The organism is Promicromonospora sp. NPDC023805 (assembly GCF_040639635.1).
In the GTDB taxonomy this organism is placed as follows: domain Bacteria; phylum Actinomycetota; class Actinomycetes; order Actinomycetales; family Cellulomonadaceae; genus Promicromonospora.
This window is the reverse complement of the sequence record NZ_JBFAAH010000014.1, coordinates 34,969-49,992: the sequence shown is the minus strand read 5'-3', so window position 1 is coordinate 49,992 and position 15,024 is coordinate 34,969. Positions and strand designations below refer to the sequence as shown.

17 protein-coding genes and 4 tRNA genes are annotated in these 15,024 nt (G+C 70.2%); 19 read left to right on the top strand and 2 right to left on the bottom strand.

All coding sequences use genetic code 11. The features are described from left to right. Positions 1-140 precede the first annotated feature (140 nt). The 5 genes from AB0F70_RS15160 to AB0F70_RS15140 all read left to right on the top strand — a co-directional run bounded on the left by AB0F70_RS15160 (position 141) and on the right by AB0F70_RS15140 (position 6,231). Positions 141-4,301, top strand: a complete 4,161-nt coding sequence (locus AB0F70_RS15160; protein WP_357449351.1) for an ATP-binding protein — start codon at positions 141-143, stop codon at positions 4,299-4,301. Between the two features lie 42 nt (positions 4,302-4,343). Then, positions 4,344-4,793: a roadblock/LC7 domain-containing protein gene (locus AB0F70_RS15155; protein ID WP_020017525.1), complete on the top strand. Its 450-nt coding sequence runs from the start codon at positions 4,344-4,346 to the stop codon at positions 4,791-4,793. A 10-nt stretch (positions 4,794-4,803) separates the two neighbouring features. Next, positions 4,804-5,214, top strand: coding sequence for a DUF742 domain-containing protein (locus AB0F70_RS15150; RefSeq protein ID WP_020017526.1), 411 nt, complete (start codon positions 4,804-4,806; stop codon positions 5,212-5,214). Positions 5,215-5,305: 91 nt separating this feature from the next. Beyond that, the gene (locus AB0F70_RS15145) at positions 5,306-6,025 is read left to right on the top strand and encodes an ATP/GTP-binding protein (RefSeq protein WP_357449571.1); all 720 of its coding nucleotides are present in this window, start codon (positions 5,306-5,308) and stop codon (positions 6,023-6,025) included. A gap of 121 nt (positions 6,026-6,146) precedes the next feature. Then, positions 6,147-6,231: transfer RNA gene (locus AB0F70_RS15140), tRNA-Ser, on the top strand. 73 nt (positions 6,232-6,304) lie between these two features. Here the strand turns inward: AB0F70_RS15140 and AB0F70_RS15135 are convergent. Further along, positions 6,305-8,017: a GMC family oxidoreductase gene (locus AB0F70_RS15135; RefSeq protein ID WP_357449348.1), complete on the bottom strand. Its 1,713-nt coding sequence runs from the start codon at positions 8,015-8,017 to the stop codon at positions 6,305-6,307. 238 nt (positions 8,018-8,255) lie between these two features. Between AB0F70_RS15135 and AB0F70_RS15130 the strand changes: the two genes are divergently transcribed. After that, positions 8,256-8,347, top strand: a tRNA-Ser gene (locus tag AB0F70_RS15130). 209 nt (positions 8,348-8,556) lie between these two features. Continuing rightward, positions 8,557-8,629: transfer RNA gene (locus tag AB0F70_RS15125), tRNA-Arg, on the top strand. Here the strand turns inward: AB0F70_RS15125 and AB0F70_RS15120 are convergent. Further along, entirely contained in the window at positions 8,588-8,884 is a 297-nt protein-coding gene (locus AB0F70_RS15120; RefSeq protein WP_357449568.1) for a helix-turn-helix domain-containing protein, read from the bottom strand. The genes AB0F70_RS15125 and AB0F70_RS15120 overlap by 42 nt on opposite strands. 124 nt (positions 8,885-9,008) lie before the next feature. Between AB0F70_RS15120 and AB0F70_RS15115 the strand changes: the two genes are divergently transcribed. The 12 genes from AB0F70_RS15115 to AB0F70_RS15060 all read left to right on the top strand — a co-directional run bounded on the left by AB0F70_RS15115 (position 9,009) and on the right by AB0F70_RS15060 (position 15,001). Beyond that, positions 9,009-9,428: a helix-turn-helix transcriptional regulator gene (locus AB0F70_RS15115; protein ID WP_357449346.1), complete on the top strand. Its 420-nt coding sequence runs from the start codon at positions 9,009-9,011 to the stop codon at positions 9,426-9,428. A gap of 126 nt (positions 9,429-9,554) precedes the next feature. After that, complete coding sequence (locus AB0F70_RS15110) at positions 9,555-10,400, top strand: hypothetical protein (RefSeq protein WP_357449344.1); 846 nt, start codon at positions 9,555-9,557, stop codon at positions 10,398-10,400. A 282-nt stretch (positions 10,401-10,682) separates the two neighbouring features. Beyond that, positions 10,683-11,087 carry a hypothetical protein gene (locus AB0F70_RS15105; protein ID WP_357449342.1) on the top strand — a complete coding sequence of 135 codons (405 nt, stop codon included), beginning with the start codon at positions 10,683-10,685 and terminating at the stop codon, positions 11,085-11,087. Continuing rightward, positions 11,084-11,386, top strand: a complete 303-nt coding sequence (locus AB0F70_RS15100) for a hypothetical protein (RefSeq protein WP_357449340.1) — start codon at positions 11,084-11,086, stop codon at positions 11,384-11,386. The genes AB0F70_RS15105 and AB0F70_RS15100 overlap by 4 nt, the downstream gene beginning before the upstream one ends. Continuing rightward, the gene (locus tag AB0F70_RS15095; protein ID WP_357449338.1) at positions 11,383-12,153 is read left to right on the top strand and encodes a DUF2637 domain-containing protein; all 771 of its coding nucleotides are present in this window, start codon (positions 11,383-11,385) and stop codon (positions 12,151-12,153) included. Before AB0F70_RS15100 ends, AB0F70_RS15095 begins: the two co-directional genes overlap by 4 nt. Further along, positions 12,150-12,626, top strand: a complete 477-nt coding sequence (locus tag AB0F70_RS15090; RefSeq protein WP_357449336.1) for a hypothetical protein — start codon at positions 12,150-12,152, stop codon at positions 12,624-12,626. Before AB0F70_RS15095 ends, AB0F70_RS15090 begins: the two co-directional genes overlap by 4 nt. Then, positions 12,623-13,096 (top strand): hypothetical protein, encoded by a 474-nt coding sequence (locus tag AB0F70_RS15085; protein ID WP_357449334.1) that lies wholly within the window; start codon positions 12,623-12,625, stop codon positions 13,094-13,096. Before AB0F70_RS15090 ends, AB0F70_RS15085 begins: the two co-directional genes overlap by 4 nt. Continuing rightward, positions 13,093-13,230 (top strand): hypothetical protein, encoded by a 138-nt coding sequence (locus AB0F70_RS15080; RefSeq protein ID WP_357449332.1) that lies wholly within the window; start codon positions 13,093-13,095, stop codon positions 13,228-13,230. The genes AB0F70_RS15085 and AB0F70_RS15080 overlap by 4 nt, the downstream gene beginning before the upstream one ends. 238 nt (positions 13,231-13,468) lie before the next feature. Further along, positions 13,469-13,834 (top strand): hypothetical protein, encoded by a 366-nt coding sequence (locus tag AB0F70_RS15075; RefSeq protein ID WP_357449331.1) that lies wholly within the window; start codon positions 13,469-13,471, stop codon positions 13,832-13,834. Further along, a complete protein-coding gene (locus tag AB0F70_RS15070; RefSeq protein ID WP_357449329.1) occupies positions 13,831-14,229 on the top strand; it encodes a hypothetical protein in 399 nt (132 codons plus the stop codon). Before AB0F70_RS15075 ends, AB0F70_RS15070 begins: the two co-directional genes overlap by 4 nt. After that, the gene (locus tag AB0F70_RS15065; protein ID WP_357449327.1) at positions 14,226-14,933 is read left to right on the top strand and encodes an Ltp family lipoprotein; all 708 of its coding nucleotides are present in this window, start codon (positions 14,226-14,228) and stop codon (positions 14,931-14,933) included. The genes AB0F70_RS15070 and AB0F70_RS15065 overlap by 4 nt, the downstream gene beginning before the upstream one ends. A gap of 7 nt (positions 14,934-14,940) precedes the next feature. Beyond that, a tRNA-OTHER gene (locus AB0F70_RS15060) sits at positions 14,941-15,001 on the top strand. The last annotated feature ends 23 nt before the right edge of the window (positions 15,002-15,024 follow it).

Sequence of the window (15,024 nt, the reverse complement as noted above, 5' to 3'; positions counted from 1 at the left end):
TCGATGAAGCCTACTTCCGTGTGGCCTCACGAAGGTCGCCAGCGGAAACCGGGTGCCGGTAACTTGTACGCAGCACCGAGGGATGCTCGGCGGGCAGTCGCACGCCACCCCTTCCGGATCAGTGATGGAGAGAGGTACGCATGTTCCGCAGGTTGGGAGTGCGCGGGAAAGTTCTTGCGACACTGGTCACGCCTGCCATCGTCCTGGTCATCGCAGCGGCGTACATCATCGGCCTGTCTGTGGTCGACGCGATGCGCGCGCAGCAGACGAGTGATCTCGTCGCCGCGCTGGAGTACCAGGACGCGGCAGGCACGACTTTCGCGCAGGAACGGTCGCTCAACATCGTGGCGATGATCGACAACGGTGACTCGGGTGCCCAGGCCAGTCGCGCTCTGCTCCAGGGGACGCCGGAGCTGGACGACAAGGGCAAGCCGGTCATCAAGGACGGCACGCCCGTCTGGGCGGCCCCGGCTGCTCAGGCGCAGACGATCACGGCACTCGACGAGCGCGACGAGGCGCTGCTCGACATCGACATCTCGATGCTGGACCAGCGCGTCAAGACCGCCGTCGCTGAGACCATCGAAGACCGCTTGGCCATCACCGACGTGCAGAAGAAGGTCGCCGCCGGCCGGCTCACCGAGCAAGCGGCGACCGAGGCGTACGGCGGCTACATCGACGGTGCCCTCGAGGTGATGGACGCCATCGCGGACACGTCCGAGGACCGTCAGCTGGGTACCCGGCTCGAGGCGTACCACTCGATGGACCAGCTCATGCTCACGAACACCTACGAGCGCCCGGTGGTCGCCCTGACGCTCGGGATCTTCAACGCCCACCCGCAGGGCGAGGAGGCCTCCCGGTCCCTGGCGCTGCGCGCGGCGGACCTGGTGAACCTGGGTGACCGCGAGTGGGACGAGACGCAGGACCTCTACGACCGCATCCCCGGTGACTACCAGGTCCCCGGCATGGACGGCATCTACGGCACTGTTCGTGACCAGGTGGCACGTGGTGACCTCGAGTCCATCCAGACGGCACAGGGCGAGGCCTTCCGCGACGAGTCGGCCAAGTGGGTCGACGAGGCGCGCATCGTCCGTGACGCCGTCCGCGAGGACGCCTCGGCCTTCGCGCAGGAGCGGGCAGACGTCGCAGCGAACCGCGCGTACCTCACCGGTGGTATCGCGATCGCGGCCCTCGGCTTCTCGATCATCACGGCGCTCGTCATCGCCCGCCGTCTGGTCTCCCCGCTGCGCCGCCTCACCCAGGCCGCCGGCGTCGTCCGTGACCGCCTGCCCACCCTGGTGGAGCAGGTCTCGGTGCCGGGCCAGGGCCCGAGCATCGACCTGGACCCGATCACCGTCGAGTCGTCGGACGAGATCGGCCAGCTGGCCGCCGCGTTCAACGACGTCAACCGGACCACCATCGACGTGGCCCGCGAACAGGCCGCCCTCCGTGGCTCGATCGCCGAGATGTTCGTCAACGTCGCCCGCCGCGACCAGGTGCTCCTGAACCGGCAGCTCGCGTTCCTCGACGACCTCGAGCGTTCCGAGGAGGACCCCTCGACGCTGTCGAACCTGTTCCGGCTCGACCACCTCGCTACCCGGATGCGCCGCAACGCGGAGTCCCTCCTCGTGCTCGCGGGCATCGACTCGGGTCGTCGCGTCCGCCAGCCCATGCCGGTCTCCGACGTCATCCGTACGGCGTCCTCCGAGATCGAGCTGTACGACCGGGTGCGCCTGAACCTCGTCGTCGACCCGATGATGCTGGGTCACAACGCGCTGAACGCGGCGCACCTGCTGGCCGAGCTCCTCGAGAACGCGACGATGTTCTCCGAGCCGCACACCCCGGTCGAGGTCACCACCGCGCGTGACGAGCAGTTCGTCACCGTCGTGGTCCGCGACCACGGCCTCGGGATGAACCCCGGCGAGGTCGCCGAGGCCAACCGCAAGGTTCTCAGCCACGCCGCGTCGGACGCCGTCGGCGCCCAGCGCCTCGGCCTCTACGTGGTCGGTCGTCTGTCCGACCGGCTCGGTGCCCAGGTCGAGTTCGGCGTGGGCGAGGGCGGCACCGGTACCGAGGTGACGGTCCGCTTCCCGGCGGTGCTGTTCATGCCGGACAACGCCATGCCGCTGCCGATGCCCACGGACCCGCTGGAGGCCAACACGCAGGCGGCCGCCTCGCAGTTCAACGGCGGCCTGGCCACCGGCCCGGGCACCGGTGCGATGCGCGGTGCGCCCGCCAACGCCTTCGGCTCGCCCATCTCGGCAGCGTCGCCGGCTACGACCTCTCTCCCGCAGCAGGGCGGCCTGCCGGTCCCGACCGGCACGTCGCAGATCGCCGCTGCCGCCTTCGCGGCGCAGCCGGCGCCCGTCGCGCAGCAGGTCGACATCAACGCCCTGACGGACGGCACGACGGCGCTCGGCCTGGCCCGGCGCCGCAGCTCGACCGCGGCACAGCCGATGGCCGAGACGACGCCGACCGGCTCGATAGTCCTGCCCGAGATCCAGACGCCGTCGCTCCCGCAGGAGTACCAGGGTGACGACAACGCGTGGGCACCGCCGTCGAACGTGTCCGAGGGCAGCTCGCTCCCGAGCCGTCAGCGTGCACCGCAGCCGGAGGAGCCGGTCGCACCGGTCGCACCGGTCTTCGAGGAGACCACGCCGGTCGCGGTGGACGTCGACCAGCGCAGCGCGCTCTTCTCGAGCTTCCGCTCGCTGAACACGATCGACCCGGTCGACGCCGGTGGGCCGCAGTCGCTGCAGCTCGACCCGGTGACGCAGGACCCAGCCGCGCTGCCGGGGATGTCCGACACCGACGTCATGCGGTTCCCGGCCGCCGGAGGTGCTCAGGCGCCTGCCGCACCGGCACCGGCCCGGAGCTTCGGTGGACCGCCGGCGGGCTTCGGTGGCTCGTTCCAGGGCGACGACGAGCAGTCGCACGGCTTCGCGGCGGATACGCAGCAGGGTCCGGACTCGTCCTTCGAGGCGCTGCCCGCGTTCGAAGAGCTCATGGCGGACCTCCCGAGCCGCCGCTCGACCGGCTCGGGTGCCCAGCAGGGTGCCAAGCCGGCCCAGCAGAAGCGCGGCCTGTTCGGTCGTCGGCCAGGCCAGCCGGCCACCGGCGAGCTGCGCGCCTACCAGCCGCAGGAGCGGCCGGCATCGCGTCCGATCCAGACCGTGAGCAGCCCTGTCGCGGACGTGCCTGCGTTCGGTGCGTCGAACGTGGAGACGCAGAGTTTCCAGGCGCAGAACCTGCAGGGGCAGAGCCTGCCGCCGCAGAACTTCCAGACGCCCAGCGGTCCGCCGCAGGACTTCCAGGACCTGCAGATTCCGCAGGACTTCCAGGCGCCGTACGTACCGCAGGGTGTTCCCGCCCCGCAGGCGGCGGGCCCGATGACCGGGGCCTTCCCGGTCCAGGCTCCTGCCCCTGCGCAGCCGCAGCAGCCCGTGGCGGACCCGACCTACCAGCGGGGGTACCAGGAGGGCTACCAGCGGGCGGTCCAGGAGTCGCTGACGTCGGCGACACCTGCCGTGCCGAGCGCTCCCGCGGGTGGCACGGTTCCGATGCCCACTCAGGCACATGCGACCGTTCCGGCTCCGGTCCACGGCAGCAACCCGTTCGTCGACGCGGCGCCGCGTGCAGCGGCACCTGCCCCGGCGCCCGAGCGGGCACCCATGTCGTTCGACTCGGGCCCGGCCACACAGGCCGTGCCGATGGCGGCCGTGCAGCAGTCCTTCGAGGCCCCGGTTCGCGAGCCGATCCGCGAGTTCAGCGAGCCGTACCCGACGGGTGCCGTGTACGACCCGACGTACGGTTCGCCTGCGCCGCTCGCCAAGCGGGCCGCCGGCACGGACGGCGACGGCAAGGACCCGCTCGACCCGGAGTACGTGCGGGACTCGGTGGAGGCACGTTCGGAGTGGACGGCTTCGGCGGTCCTCTACGAGGAGATGACGAGCCTCCTTCGCCGAGGGGCGTTCCAGGAAGATGATGTGAAGGAGAACGACTCGTACCGTCCGGCAGCCGTCAGCACCGAGGTTGCCAACGGTGGTCTGACTCGCCGTACTCGCGGTGCCTCCGGCACCGGGGCGGACCCCACTGTCGAGCGCCTCTCAGCTCGCATTGACCGTGATCCCGAGCAGCTTCGCTCGCGTCTCTCGGCATTCCAGTCGGCCACAGCCCGTGGTCGCTCGGAGTCCGTCGAAGAGGGCGAAACGGAGAACGCGAACGGCAAGAAGGCCGATGGGGACTCGACGTGGGCACCCTCGACCGTGAATCATGTCCCTGACTCAGCGCCGCAGTCGCGGTGACAAGCAAGCGCGTCTGTGGATTCTGACTAGGAGGAACAGAGAGTGACCCTCAGCACCGAAGCAACGAATTTCGGGTGGCTGCTCGACAACTTCGTGCGTACGGTTCCTGGCAGCCGGCACACGCTGGTCGTGTCGGCGGACGGCCTGCTCATGGCGATGTCCGACCAGCTGGACCGGACGAGCGGTGACCAGCTCGCGGCAATCGTTTCGGGTATGTCAAGCCTTACGCGTGGAGCATCTCGTCAGCTCAACGGCGGTAATGTCCGTCAGGCAATCATCGAGATGGACAACGGCTTCCTTTTCCTGATGAATGTCTCGAACGGGTCAGTGCTCGGCGTGGTGGCGGAGGCTACGTGCGACATCGGTCTTATCGGCTACGAGATGGCTCTTCTGGTGTCCCGCACCGAAGCCACGCTCACGCCGCAGCTGATCTCGGAGATGCGTGGCAGCCTCCCGGTCGATGGGCAGACCCGAGCCGCCAGCGTGGGATGAGGACTCGACCATGACGTACGCACCTTTCGGTTCCCAGGGGCAGGGGGACGTCCGTGAGACGTCCACCGTGCGCCCCTACGCGGTCACCGGAGGCCGGGTACGGTCGGAGCTCTCCGACCTGCCGCTTGAGGCCCTCGTTGAGGTATTGCCAGGCGCTGTAAGCAGTTTTGGGTTGCCACCCGAGAAACGCGCGATCCTCCAGCACGCCGCGCACACTTATGTGTCGATCGCCGAGCTCTCGGCCCTTCTGCGGCTGCCCCTTGGTGTCGTCCGGATTCTTGTGGCGGACATGCAGGAGGAAGGGCACGTGACCGTACACACCTCGACACCGGTTAACGTCCACACAGGCCACGGCAGCTCGAACTCGGGCCTGTCGCTGAGCGTCTTGGAGAGTGTTCTGAATGGCATTTCCGCCCTCTGACGGCGGGGCCCGCAGCGGTCCCAACTGGGCCCCGGTGTCGGGTAACGCCGGCACTGCGACCGCTTCCTCGAGCACGCCTGCGCGCCAGAGCGTGCTGGGTGGTGGCGGCGGTGCTCCGGCGCCTACCGCACAGGCCTCCCGTCCGGCGCAGGCGCAGCCTGCCCCGCCGGTGATGCAGCAGGCTCCGGCCGGCAACGCCGGCGCGCAGACCGCTCCCGGTGCTCAGCCCGCGGCCGAGCGCACCGCGCCCACGGTCGTCAAGATCGTCGTCGCCGGTGGCTTCGCCGTCGGCAAGACGACGTTCATCGGCTCGATCTCCGACGTCGAACCGCTGAACACCGAAGCAGCCATGACCGAGCACTCGGTGGGCGTCGACGACGCCGGTGGCGTCACCGACCGCAAGACCACCACCACGGTGGCCATGGACTTCGGCCGTGTCGAGCTCCCGGGCAACCTGTGGCTGTACCTGTTCGGCACCCCGGGCCAGGACCGCTTCCTCTTCATGTGGGACGACCTGGTGCGCGGCGCGATCGGTGCGGTCGTCCTGGTCGACACCGACCGTCTGGAGCAGTGCTTCCCGGCGATCGACTACTTCGAGTCGCGCAACATCCCGTTCGTCGTGGGCGTGAACTGCTTCGACGGCGTGGCCAAGCACCGGCTCGAGGACGTGCGGGAGGCTCTGCAGATCCCCTCGCACGTGCCGATGCTGTACACGGACGCACGCTCCCGGGCGGCGACCAAGCAGACGCTGATCGCGCTGGTCCAGCTCGCGATGCGTCAGCTCCGATCCGGTGCGCAGGCGCAGGGCTGAGGCACTCCCCAGCACTTCGCGGACGGCGGGCCACCCTGAGGGCGGCCCGCCGTCGCTGTCCTGTCGGACGCAGACCGCTTGCCGTGCCGTTCCACCTGCTCAGAGCGGGTAGACTGTACGTGGAGGGCTGACAGAGTGGCCTAATGTGACAGTCTTGAAAACTGTTGTGGGGCAACCCACCGGGGGTTCGAATCCCTCGCCCTCCGCCTGTATGACGCGGGACACCGATCAACGGTGTCCCGCGTCATTTTTTTGTGCGCGGGCTCGTGAGGAGCTGCGCTAGCTGATGCCCACGATCGGCAGGCGCAGTGCCGCCGGCGCCGCCTCGGGCACGACCGGGGAGGCGGGGCGTACCGGCTTCACGGGGACGTAGGCCGCCCCCAGGGCCGGACGGGCGTCCGGCTCGCCTGCGTTGGGCCACAGCGCGCACGCGCGCTCGGCCTGGGCGGTGATGGTGAGCGAGGGGTTGACCCCCAGGTTGGCGGTCACCGCGGAGCCGTCCATGACGTGCAGACCCTCGTGACCGAACACGCGCAGATACGGGTCGACGACGCCGCTCCCGGCGTCCGACCCGATCGCGCAGCCGCCGAGGATGTGCGCGGTCAGCGGGATGTTGAACGGGTCGCCGATGGTGCCGCCGGCGATGCCCTCGACGTCGCCGCCGCCCAGCTTGTCGGCCATGCGGCGTACGGCCTCGTGCCCTTCGGGGATCCAGCTCGGGTTGGGCGCACCGGTGCCCTGCCTCGACGTCATGAACCGGCCGAACGGCGAACGCCTGGTGAGCGTGACCAGGGAGTTGTCGTGGGCCTGCATGACCAGCGCGATGACCGTCCGCTCGGACCAGCGGCGCCAGTCCATCAGCACGGGCAGCCACTTCAGGTTCTTGCCCAGCTCGCCGATCCAGCGGGTGAACCGGAACGGCCCGCCGTCGACGAGGATGTGCTGCAGCGCGGCCATGACGTTGGAGCCGTGGCCGTAGCGCACGGGTTCGATGTGAGTGCTCTCGTTCGGGTAGAACGACGACGTGATCGCGACGCCGCGTGAGTAGTCCGTGGCGCCCACCTTGTGCGTCATCGCGCCGAGCAGCGCCTCGGAGTTGGTCCGCGTGAGGTGCCCGAGCCGCTCCGACAGCCGCGGCAGCGTGCCGGAGTCCTTCATGGCGTGCAGGAGGCGCTGCGTGCCGAGCGTGCCGGCTCCGAGGACCACCTGCCGCGCGGTGAAGGTGCGCTTGCCCGCCCACTTCTTGCCGGTGCGGTGGGTGCGTATCTCGTAGCTGCCGTCGGGCAGCTGGCGGACGCCGTCGGCAGTGGTGAGCGGGTGCACCTCGGCGCCCGCGCTCTCTGCGAGGTAGAGGTAGTTCTTGACCAGGGTGTTCTTGGCACCGTGGCGACAGCCGGTCATGCACTCGCCGCACTCGGTGCAGCCCGTGCGTTCCGGGCCGGCGCCGCCGAAGAACGGGTCTGGGGCGGACTGCCCCGGGGACGGGGCTTCGGCGCCGCCGGGCCCGAAGTACACGCCTACACGGGTGGGGCGGAAGGTGTGGCCGACGCCCATGTCCTCGGCGACGCCCCGGATGATCTCGTCGGCGGGCGACCGGCCGTGATACCTGACGACGCCGAGCATGCGCTCCGCCTGGTCGTAGTACGGCGCGAGCTCGGTCTTCCAGTCGGTGATGTGGGACCACGCAGGGTCGGCGTAGAACGGGTCGAGCGGACGGTAGAGCGTGTTGGCGTAGACCAGGGAGCCACCGCCCACGCCTGCGCCTGTCAGGCAGAGCACGTTGCGCAGCAGGCGCACGCGCTGGATCCCGTAGCAGCCCAGCGCCGGCGCCCACAGGAACTGCTTGAGGTGCCAGGAGTTCTGGGCGAACTCGTGGTCCTCGAACCTCCGGCCGGCCTCGAGCACACCCACGCGGTAGCCCTTTTCGGTGAGGCGGAGGGCGGCCACACTGCCACCGAAGCCCGACCCGATCACCAAGACGTCGTAGTCCATGTCCGCGAATGTACTCGCTATTGAGGCAGCGTGAAATACGCGTGTTCCGTGGTGACGAGGGCCCGTCCGGGCGCTCCACATGCCTCGGCAGGCAACGTGTTCACATGAAAAAATTGGCGGGATGACGGCGATGCGGGGCCGATCGGGGCGCCGTCGGCTCCTCCGCTTTGCTCAGTTCGCCGTACGCCAGGTAGCCTGGGCCGCGCGGCATGGCCCTGCCTGAGCAGGGCCGCCGCGAGGAGACGTCGCATAGTCAGGTCTAGTGCGCCACCCTGCTAAGGTGGTAACGGGGCAACCCGTTCGAGGGTTCAAATCCCTCCGTCTCCGCCAGGAAGGTCCCGGCCGCGCGTGACGCCCGGGGCCTTTTCTGTGGGAGGCTTCGGAACGTCGGTTCAGTTCGCGGACCGAACCCTCCGGAGGGCTGTGACGGAGTTCTCCTCGGGAATCGTGGGTTTGAGTTTGGGCCCGCGCCGAACAGGCGGTAATGTTCTCGTCGGTCGGCCGTGCGAACGGCAGGCAGCTAGCAAGTAGTACGACCAGCGCCCGTAGCTCAACGGATAGAGCATCTGACTACGGATCAGAAGGTTGGGGGTTCGAATCCCTTCGGGCGCACCGGAACAACAGAGCGCCTCGATCGAGTCCAAGGACTCGCTCGAGGCGCTCTACTTCGTCCAGGGTCCAGGCGATCCGCCCGCGCCACCTGTCTGAGATGGTCGGCTGCGTCAGGCCCATCACGCGCGCCAGCTGCCGCTGGCTGATGCCGCGCCTCCCGCACTCCGCCTTTACCTCGTCGCGGATGACCTCGCTGTAGGTCGTCGGCGCCTGGTACGCCGGCAACGCGTCCTTCACCAGCTCCTGTGTCGTCATGGCTGCCACGATATCGAGAAACTCGATCGCGCGCCATGGACGGCTGGCGTCTCCGCAAAGATCACCCCCTCGTCGGATCGCAGTCCGATGGACAGCGATCGAAATTTGCGATCAAATGACACTCATGTCAGTTACGACCGCACGCCACGCTGCTGTTCCACGCGGATCGCTCGCTGACCGCGCACGGCGGAACATCGAGGCCCGCATGGGTGAGCTGGGGCTCTCGCAGCGCCGTGCGGCCGAACAGCTGGGCATGTCCCAGCCGTCCCTGTCCGAACGCGCCAGTGGGCAGATCCCCTGGCGCCTGAACGAGATCGAAGCCGCGGCGGTCACGCTCGAGATGGACCTGTCGTCCATCCTGGCGCCCGTCGACGACGACGGCGACGACCTCGAGCTCTCGCTGTTCGAGCCGCTGGAGGACGTACGCGTCCAGCAGCGGCTCGACGACCTACGGGTCCAGCAGCACCCCAATGACGGCGCGCTGATCGAGACGCGTCGGGATCTCAGCGTCGACGTCGACGCCGCCCACGCCGTAACCAGCTGACCGGGGCCGGCCGCCGCAGGGGGGCGGCCGGCCTCCAGGCGCTCCACCCCCGCCCCGCGTCTCGCGACGACTGGGAGCGGGTTATCCGGCGCGCCCACAAGACGACGATTGGAGGGAACCCGCACCATGCCCCGCACCAAGTCGAGGCGACCGCCCGGCAGGCCGAAGACATACGGCAAGCCCTGGGACGCGGCGCCTCCTGCCCCCAAGCACTTCTGGCAGACCCGCGACCTGATGACCTCGCTCGCGAACTCCGGCTGGGGCGAGCTGAGCGGCCGGTCCATGCAGGGCGTGCGCTCCACGCTGCATGCCCTCGTGGCCACGCTCCCGTACGGCTCGGGCGCCGGCCGCGCGACCGCGTTCGAGGTCGCGATGCGCGCCGGTCTGTCCCTGAAGTGGACCGCGCGCTGCCTGCACATGCTCGAGGACCTCGGCCTGATCGAGTGGACGCGCGGCGGGATCACGATCGAGAGCGCGTCACGCCGGCAGGGCCGCCCGGGCTGGTTCCGCATCGTCCGCACGCGCCTGGTCGAGCTCGTCCTGCTCGCCCGCCCGATCAACGACGAGCGCACCCGCGACTACCGGGCCGCGACACTCGAGCGGATCCGGTCCATCAAGACCAAGTACGTCCGCACCCGCCTCATGAATCAAACACGCGGAAAGTTGCGAAAGCCCAGGTCAGAACATGTGGCACTGAGCGACTACCCCACCCCCCTAGCGGGAGGGTCCGGAGGCCCGTCTCTCCGCTCAGAGGATCTTCTCGCCTCTCAGGCCCTCTCAGGAGCGGCTGCGCCGCGCTCACAGGAGGCGCCTGCGGCGCGCGGGGACAGTCCCGTGGTCCTCATGGACCCGTCCGGCGTCACCGACGCTCAGGGCGCCCGTGCCGTGCTCGCCAAGACCCTCATGGCACGAGGTCCCCAGGGGGACCCGCACTTCGTCGCTCTCATGCGAGCGCGCGGGGTCATCCAGTGACCCGCCGGCGGGCGGCAAGCCCGGGGCAGACGCGCACCGGAAAAGCGGCCCTGAACAACAGGGTCGGTTCGGGCTCACCTAGACCTCTCGTCCTACTCTGGGAGGTATGCGAACCGAACACACGTGCGATCACGGCGCCGACAGCACACGGCACACCCGCGCGGGCGAGCCCATCTGCCCCCTGTGCCGGCTGACCTACCGAGCACTCGCCAACCTCCGACCGCCCGCCTACGACTACGCGGCGCTCGCGGCCCACGACCCACCGGAAAGAGACCGAGACCCATGACGTACCCGAACCCCAAGGTGATCCCGAACCCCGAGCTGCACGACCGGGGCGACTTCCTGCCCGACACGTCGTCCTGCACCACCTGCCACTCCGGGGCGGCGCTGCCCGTGGGCCAGGCCTGCCAGGCCTGCGGCCGTGACTACCGCGACTTCGGCGCACCCGCCGCCTACGAGCCCCGGATCTTCGACGGCCCCACCACGGTGATCCCCGACAGCGTCAAGGTGTCGCTCGGCTTCGCCGCCGGCAGCGAGGTCCGCGCGTTCGACGTGACCGGCATCCGTCTCGTCGTCCTGGTCACCGACGCCGACGTCGGGAACGCGCACATGGGCGGCGCCGCCAGCACCGAGGAACGCATCAGCATCCTGCGCCAGGTCCTCGCCGGCCTCGAGGCCCTCCAGTGAGCGCCGGCCTGGTCGGCATCGACGTCTCCTCTGGCGTGTCCCTGCGCGACGGCGCGGGCTTCTGCCGCGTCGACGCCACCCTCGACGACGGGACACGCGTCCAGGGAGACCTCCCGCCCGACGAGGTACGGCAGATGGCCCTCGGCTGGCTGCAGGCCGCCGAAGCAGCCGAGCACGACGCCGCGGTCTACGCCGAGCTGACCGAGAACCACGGCTTCTCGCTCGAGGCCGCCGGCTTCTTCCTCATCGGCCTCCGAGACCGCCGCACCGCCCCCCTCAAGCCTGGAGCAAACACATGACCGCCCCCCGCCGGCTCAACGCCGACCACCTCGCGATCGTCGTCCTGACCGTCCTGTTCGGCATCCTCATCGCCGCCGCGTCGTTCGTCCTGTCGTTCCACGGCCTGCGCGACGTCGCCACCTGGGGCCGCGTGCCCATCCAGCTCGCGTGGCTCGTGCCCGTCATGATCGACGCCGCCGTCCTGTGCTACACCCTCGCCTGGCTCGTCCAGCGCGCCCGCCGCGAGTCCACCGCACTGTCCTGGTTCGCGCTGGTGCTCATGGTCGCCGTGTCCACCCTCGGCAACACCCTCCACGGCTGGGAGCCCTCCACGGAGATCCAGCGCATCGTCGGGACCGCCGTCGTCGGCCTCGCACCCCTCGCGATGCTGCTCGCCTCCCACACCATCGCGCAGCTGCTCACCGCGCCCATACGACGCACCGACACCGTGGCGGCCGCGGACACGACCACGGCCACCACGGCGCCGACCACCACAGCGCCGACGACCGGCTCCATCCCCACCGTGACGTCGCCGACCACCGGCTCGATCCCCGCCATCACCGCCGTCGTCAGCCTCGACGCCGCCCGCGCGGTCGCCGCCCGCCGGCACGCACGCACGCAGACGCGCCGCCACCGCCCGCGCACCCCCGACCGCCTGGCGCTCGCGGCGCAGATCCGCGAGCTGCGCGCCGAGACCCCGCAGCCCAGCTTCAACGAGATCGCCCGCCGGGTCGGGATCTCCAGGAGCCGGGCGCACGCGATCTACCAGGAGGCGGCCACGTCATGACGGCCAAGATGACCAACGAGCAGGTCGTGGCCACCGTCGGTGACCTCCTCGAGGTACTGAGGCAGCCCGACCGGGACCCGATGCTGATCGCGATCCTGGAGTCGCTGCCCCTGACCTCCGACACCCTCATCAAGGTGCTGACCGTCCTTTCGTCCCGGGCCGGCCAGATGACCCTCGAGGCCGCCGGCGTCGACCCCAGGAACATGACCGGACGCGTGCGCCCGCAGTACGCCCTGCCAGCCGACGACATGTCCGACCACGCCAAGACCGGGGCCACCCTGCTCGGCCTGGGCTGCAACTTCCTCCTCGCCGAGGGCGCCGCCGCCGAGATGGAGGCGGCCAGCAGCCTCGACGCCGCGGTCACCACCGCCGTCGCACGGGGCCCGCAGCACACGTTCCTCGTGCTCGGCGAGATCCTCGGCCACATCCGCCGGCTGATCGACGGCGACACCAGGGGAGTGATCCGCGCATGAGCTGCACACATGAGCTGAGCAACGTCGAGATCCTCGACGTCATCGGGCGGGTGCTCGAGAAGCTGGCCCAGCCAGTCGCGGACGCAGACGTGTTCCGGATCCTGGACTCGCTGCCCGCCACATGCTCCACCTTCGCCCGGCTGCTCGGCGCCCTGGCGGTCCGGTCCGCCGCGCTCACGCTCGAGGCGGCCGACGTCGACAGGTCCAGCACGGTCGAGGTGGAGCTGGTGTCCTTCATGCCGCCCGACGACGTGCCCGAGTTCGCGAAGACCGCCGCCGAGCTGGTCCGCCTGGGCTGCGGCTTCCTCCTCGCGGGGCCTGACGACGACCCGGCGGCGCAGGCGCTCAACGAGGCCTCGCACGCCGCGGCCCACCGCGGCCCGGAGTTCGCGTTCCTGGCCCTCACCGAGCTCCTGGGCCGCATCCGCCGGCTCATGAGCGGCGACACCCGCGAGGTGATCACCTCATGACGACCCGCGCCCGTGAGAACCGTCGCGCTCGAGCTGAGCGACGCGCCGAGCTCCGCATGGTCCTGAAGTACCTGCTCGCCATCGTCATCGGCTCCGCCGGCGGCATCACTATCGACAGGTGGATCCACCTGTGAAGCGCCCCGCTGCTACCCTCCACACAGGGATCTCGAGCTTCCCTGGCACCCCCCTCGGGTGCGCTGTCGTCAGCGCCGCCGCCGGTCCGCGTCTCCTCATGGGCGCGGGCCGGCGGTTGCCCGCCACGACCCGCGTGATGCGCCCTGCACGGGCCCTCCTGAACGTCCTGACCGTGATCGCGCTGCTCGTCCTCGTTCTGCCCGTGCTAGGCCCCCTGGCGTACGAGATGGGGCTCTGATGCGCTCCGTGACCTCCTGGCTCGTCGGAGGCCTCCTAGGCCTCGGGTTCGCCGCCGGCGGGTACGTGCTGGCCGTGGCGACCGTCCAGGCCCCGCCCAAGTGCTCCGAGGCCTTCACCGCCGCGGAGGATGCTCTGGCCGCGTACGACGACGCCGTCGGCGTCGTCCACCTCCGTGCCACGCGCGGGCAGAGCGAGTTCGCCGGCTACGAGGCCGAGCTGAACGCCATCTGGGCCGAGCTCGACGAGCTCACGCCCGACTACCTCGCCGCCAAGGCCGCGTGTCTCGGCACGGACCCGCCCCCGCGGTCGACCAGGTCGCCGTCGCCGGCACCATCACCGACCGCGCCGAAGGAGGCGCCGTGAAGATCCGCTGCGGCCCCGCTCACTGCCCGCGGTGCCACACCCGCTACGACATGGACCACGGGCACGTGTGCCCGGGCGCGTACCTGGTGCTGCCCGACGTCGTCGTCGGGCCCGCCACGGTGCCCGCCCCGGACCGTGCGCACCCGCCCGGCCTGACGTGGCTCGCGCCGCTCGAGGCCCGCCCGATCGTGATCGGCCCTTCGGCCGACCGCCCGGAGCTGCGCCCCGCCCTCGCGCTGGACCTCGCCCGGTTCCGCGCCGAGCTCGACCGCGGCCGGCACGACTGGCCGGCGGTCCACGCACTGGAGACCGCGGTCGCCCAGGCCGCATTCACCACCGACCCCTACCACCGCCGCCGTCTCCTGACGGCGGCACGAAACCTGGAGATGGCATGACCTACAACACCCCCTTGGCGTCGTTCACCGCCCCGCCGAAGCCCACCAACGGCGTCGCAACGGCCGCTCTGGTCCTCGGGATCCTCGCCGCCGTCGGCGCCTTCATCCCGTTCGTGAACATCCTGTCGATGATCATCGCGGTCGCCGCCGCCGTCCTGGGCGGCGTCGCCCTCGGCAGGGCCAGGAAGGTCCAGGTCGGGGTCATCCGCGCCTGGTTCGGCATCATCCTCGGGCTCGTCACCATCCCCGTCGCGCTCGTGATCACCATCGCCACGGCCGACGTCCTGGCCGAGACCGAGACCGTGCCCGAGGTCAGCGCGTCCGTCGACCTCGAGCAGCCGGCGCCCGCCCCGGAGCCGGAAACCGAGGAGCCCGCCGAGGAGCCCGCTGAGCAGTCGGCCGACGAGCCGGCCGAGACCGTGGCGCAGGAGCAGGCCCGCATCTCGGCCGAGTCCTACCTGCTGATGGGCGGGTTCTCCCGGACCGGTCTGCTCGAGCAGCTCGCCTACGAGGGCTTCACGGCCGCGGACGCCGAGCATGCCGTCGCGAGCGTGTCCGTCGACTGGCGCGAGCAGGCGGCCATCAGTGCTGCCTCCTACGTGGAGATGGGCGGGTTCTCCCGTGCAGGGCTGATCGACCAGCTGCTGTACGAGGGCTTCAGCCAGGACGAGGCCGAGTACGGCGTCGACCAGGCAGGCCTGTAGCAGGACCGTGCCGGAGCCTCACCGGAAGAGGCAGCACCACGCGGGTTCGACCCCCGCCCGGCGCACCACCAAAAAAAGACCCCGACCGGAC

Bases quoted from the DNA above. Each gene is read 5' to 3' on its own strand.
- AB0F70_RS15120 (WP_357449568.1), bottom strand. From the start codon at position 8,884: ATGACGACACAGGAGCTGGTGAAGGACGCGTTGCCGGCGTACCAGGCG.
- AB0F70_RS15105 (WP_357449342.1), top strand. From the start codon at position 10,683: ATGACGTACCCGAACCCCAAGGTGATCCCGAACCCCGAGCTGCACGAC.
- AB0F70_RS15150 (WP_020017526.1), top strand. From the start codon at position 4,804: ATGACGTACGCACCTTTCGGTTCCCAGGGGCAGGGGGACGTCCGTGAG.
- AB0F70_RS15115 (WP_357449346.1), top strand. From the start codon at position 9,009: ATGTCAGTTACGACCGCACGCCACGCTGCTGTTCCACGCGGATCGCTC.
- AB0F70_RS15160 (WP_357449351.1), top strand. From the start codon at position 141: ATGTTCCGCAGGTTGGGAGTGCGCGGGAAAGTTCTTGCGACACTGGTC.
- AB0F70_RS15075 (WP_357449331.1), top strand. From the start codon at position 13,469: ATGCGCTCCGTGACCTCCTGGCTCGTCGGAGGCCTCCTAGGCCTCGGG.
- AB0F70_RS15090 (WP_357449336.1), top strand. From the start codon at position 12,150: ATGACGGCCAAGATGACCAACGAGCAGGTCGTGGCCACCGTCGGTGAC.
- AB0F70_RS15110 (WP_357449344.1), top strand. From the start codon at position 9,555: ATGCCCCGCACCAAGTCGAGGCGACCGCCCGGCAGGCCGAAGACATAC.
- AB0F70_RS15135 (WP_357449348.1), bottom strand. From the start codon at position 8,017: ATGGACTACGACGTCTTGGTGATCGGGTCGGGCTTCGGTGGCAGTGTG.
- AB0F70_RS15095 (WP_357449338.1), top strand. From the start codon at position 11,383: ATGACCGCCCCCCGCCGGCTCAACGCCGACCACCTCGCGATCGTCGTC.
- AB0F70_RS15080 (WP_357449332.1), top strand. From the start codon at position 13,093: ATGACGACCCGCGCCCGTGAGAACCGTCGCGCTCGAGCTGAGCGACGC.
- AB0F70_RS15085 (WP_357449334.1), top strand. From the start codon at position 12,623: ATGAGCTGCACACATGAGCTGAGCAACGTCGAGATCCTCGACGTCATC.
- AB0F70_RS15065 (WP_357449327.1), top strand. From the start codon at position 14,226: ATGACCTACAACACCCCCTTGGCGTCGTTCACCGCCCCGCCGAAGCCC.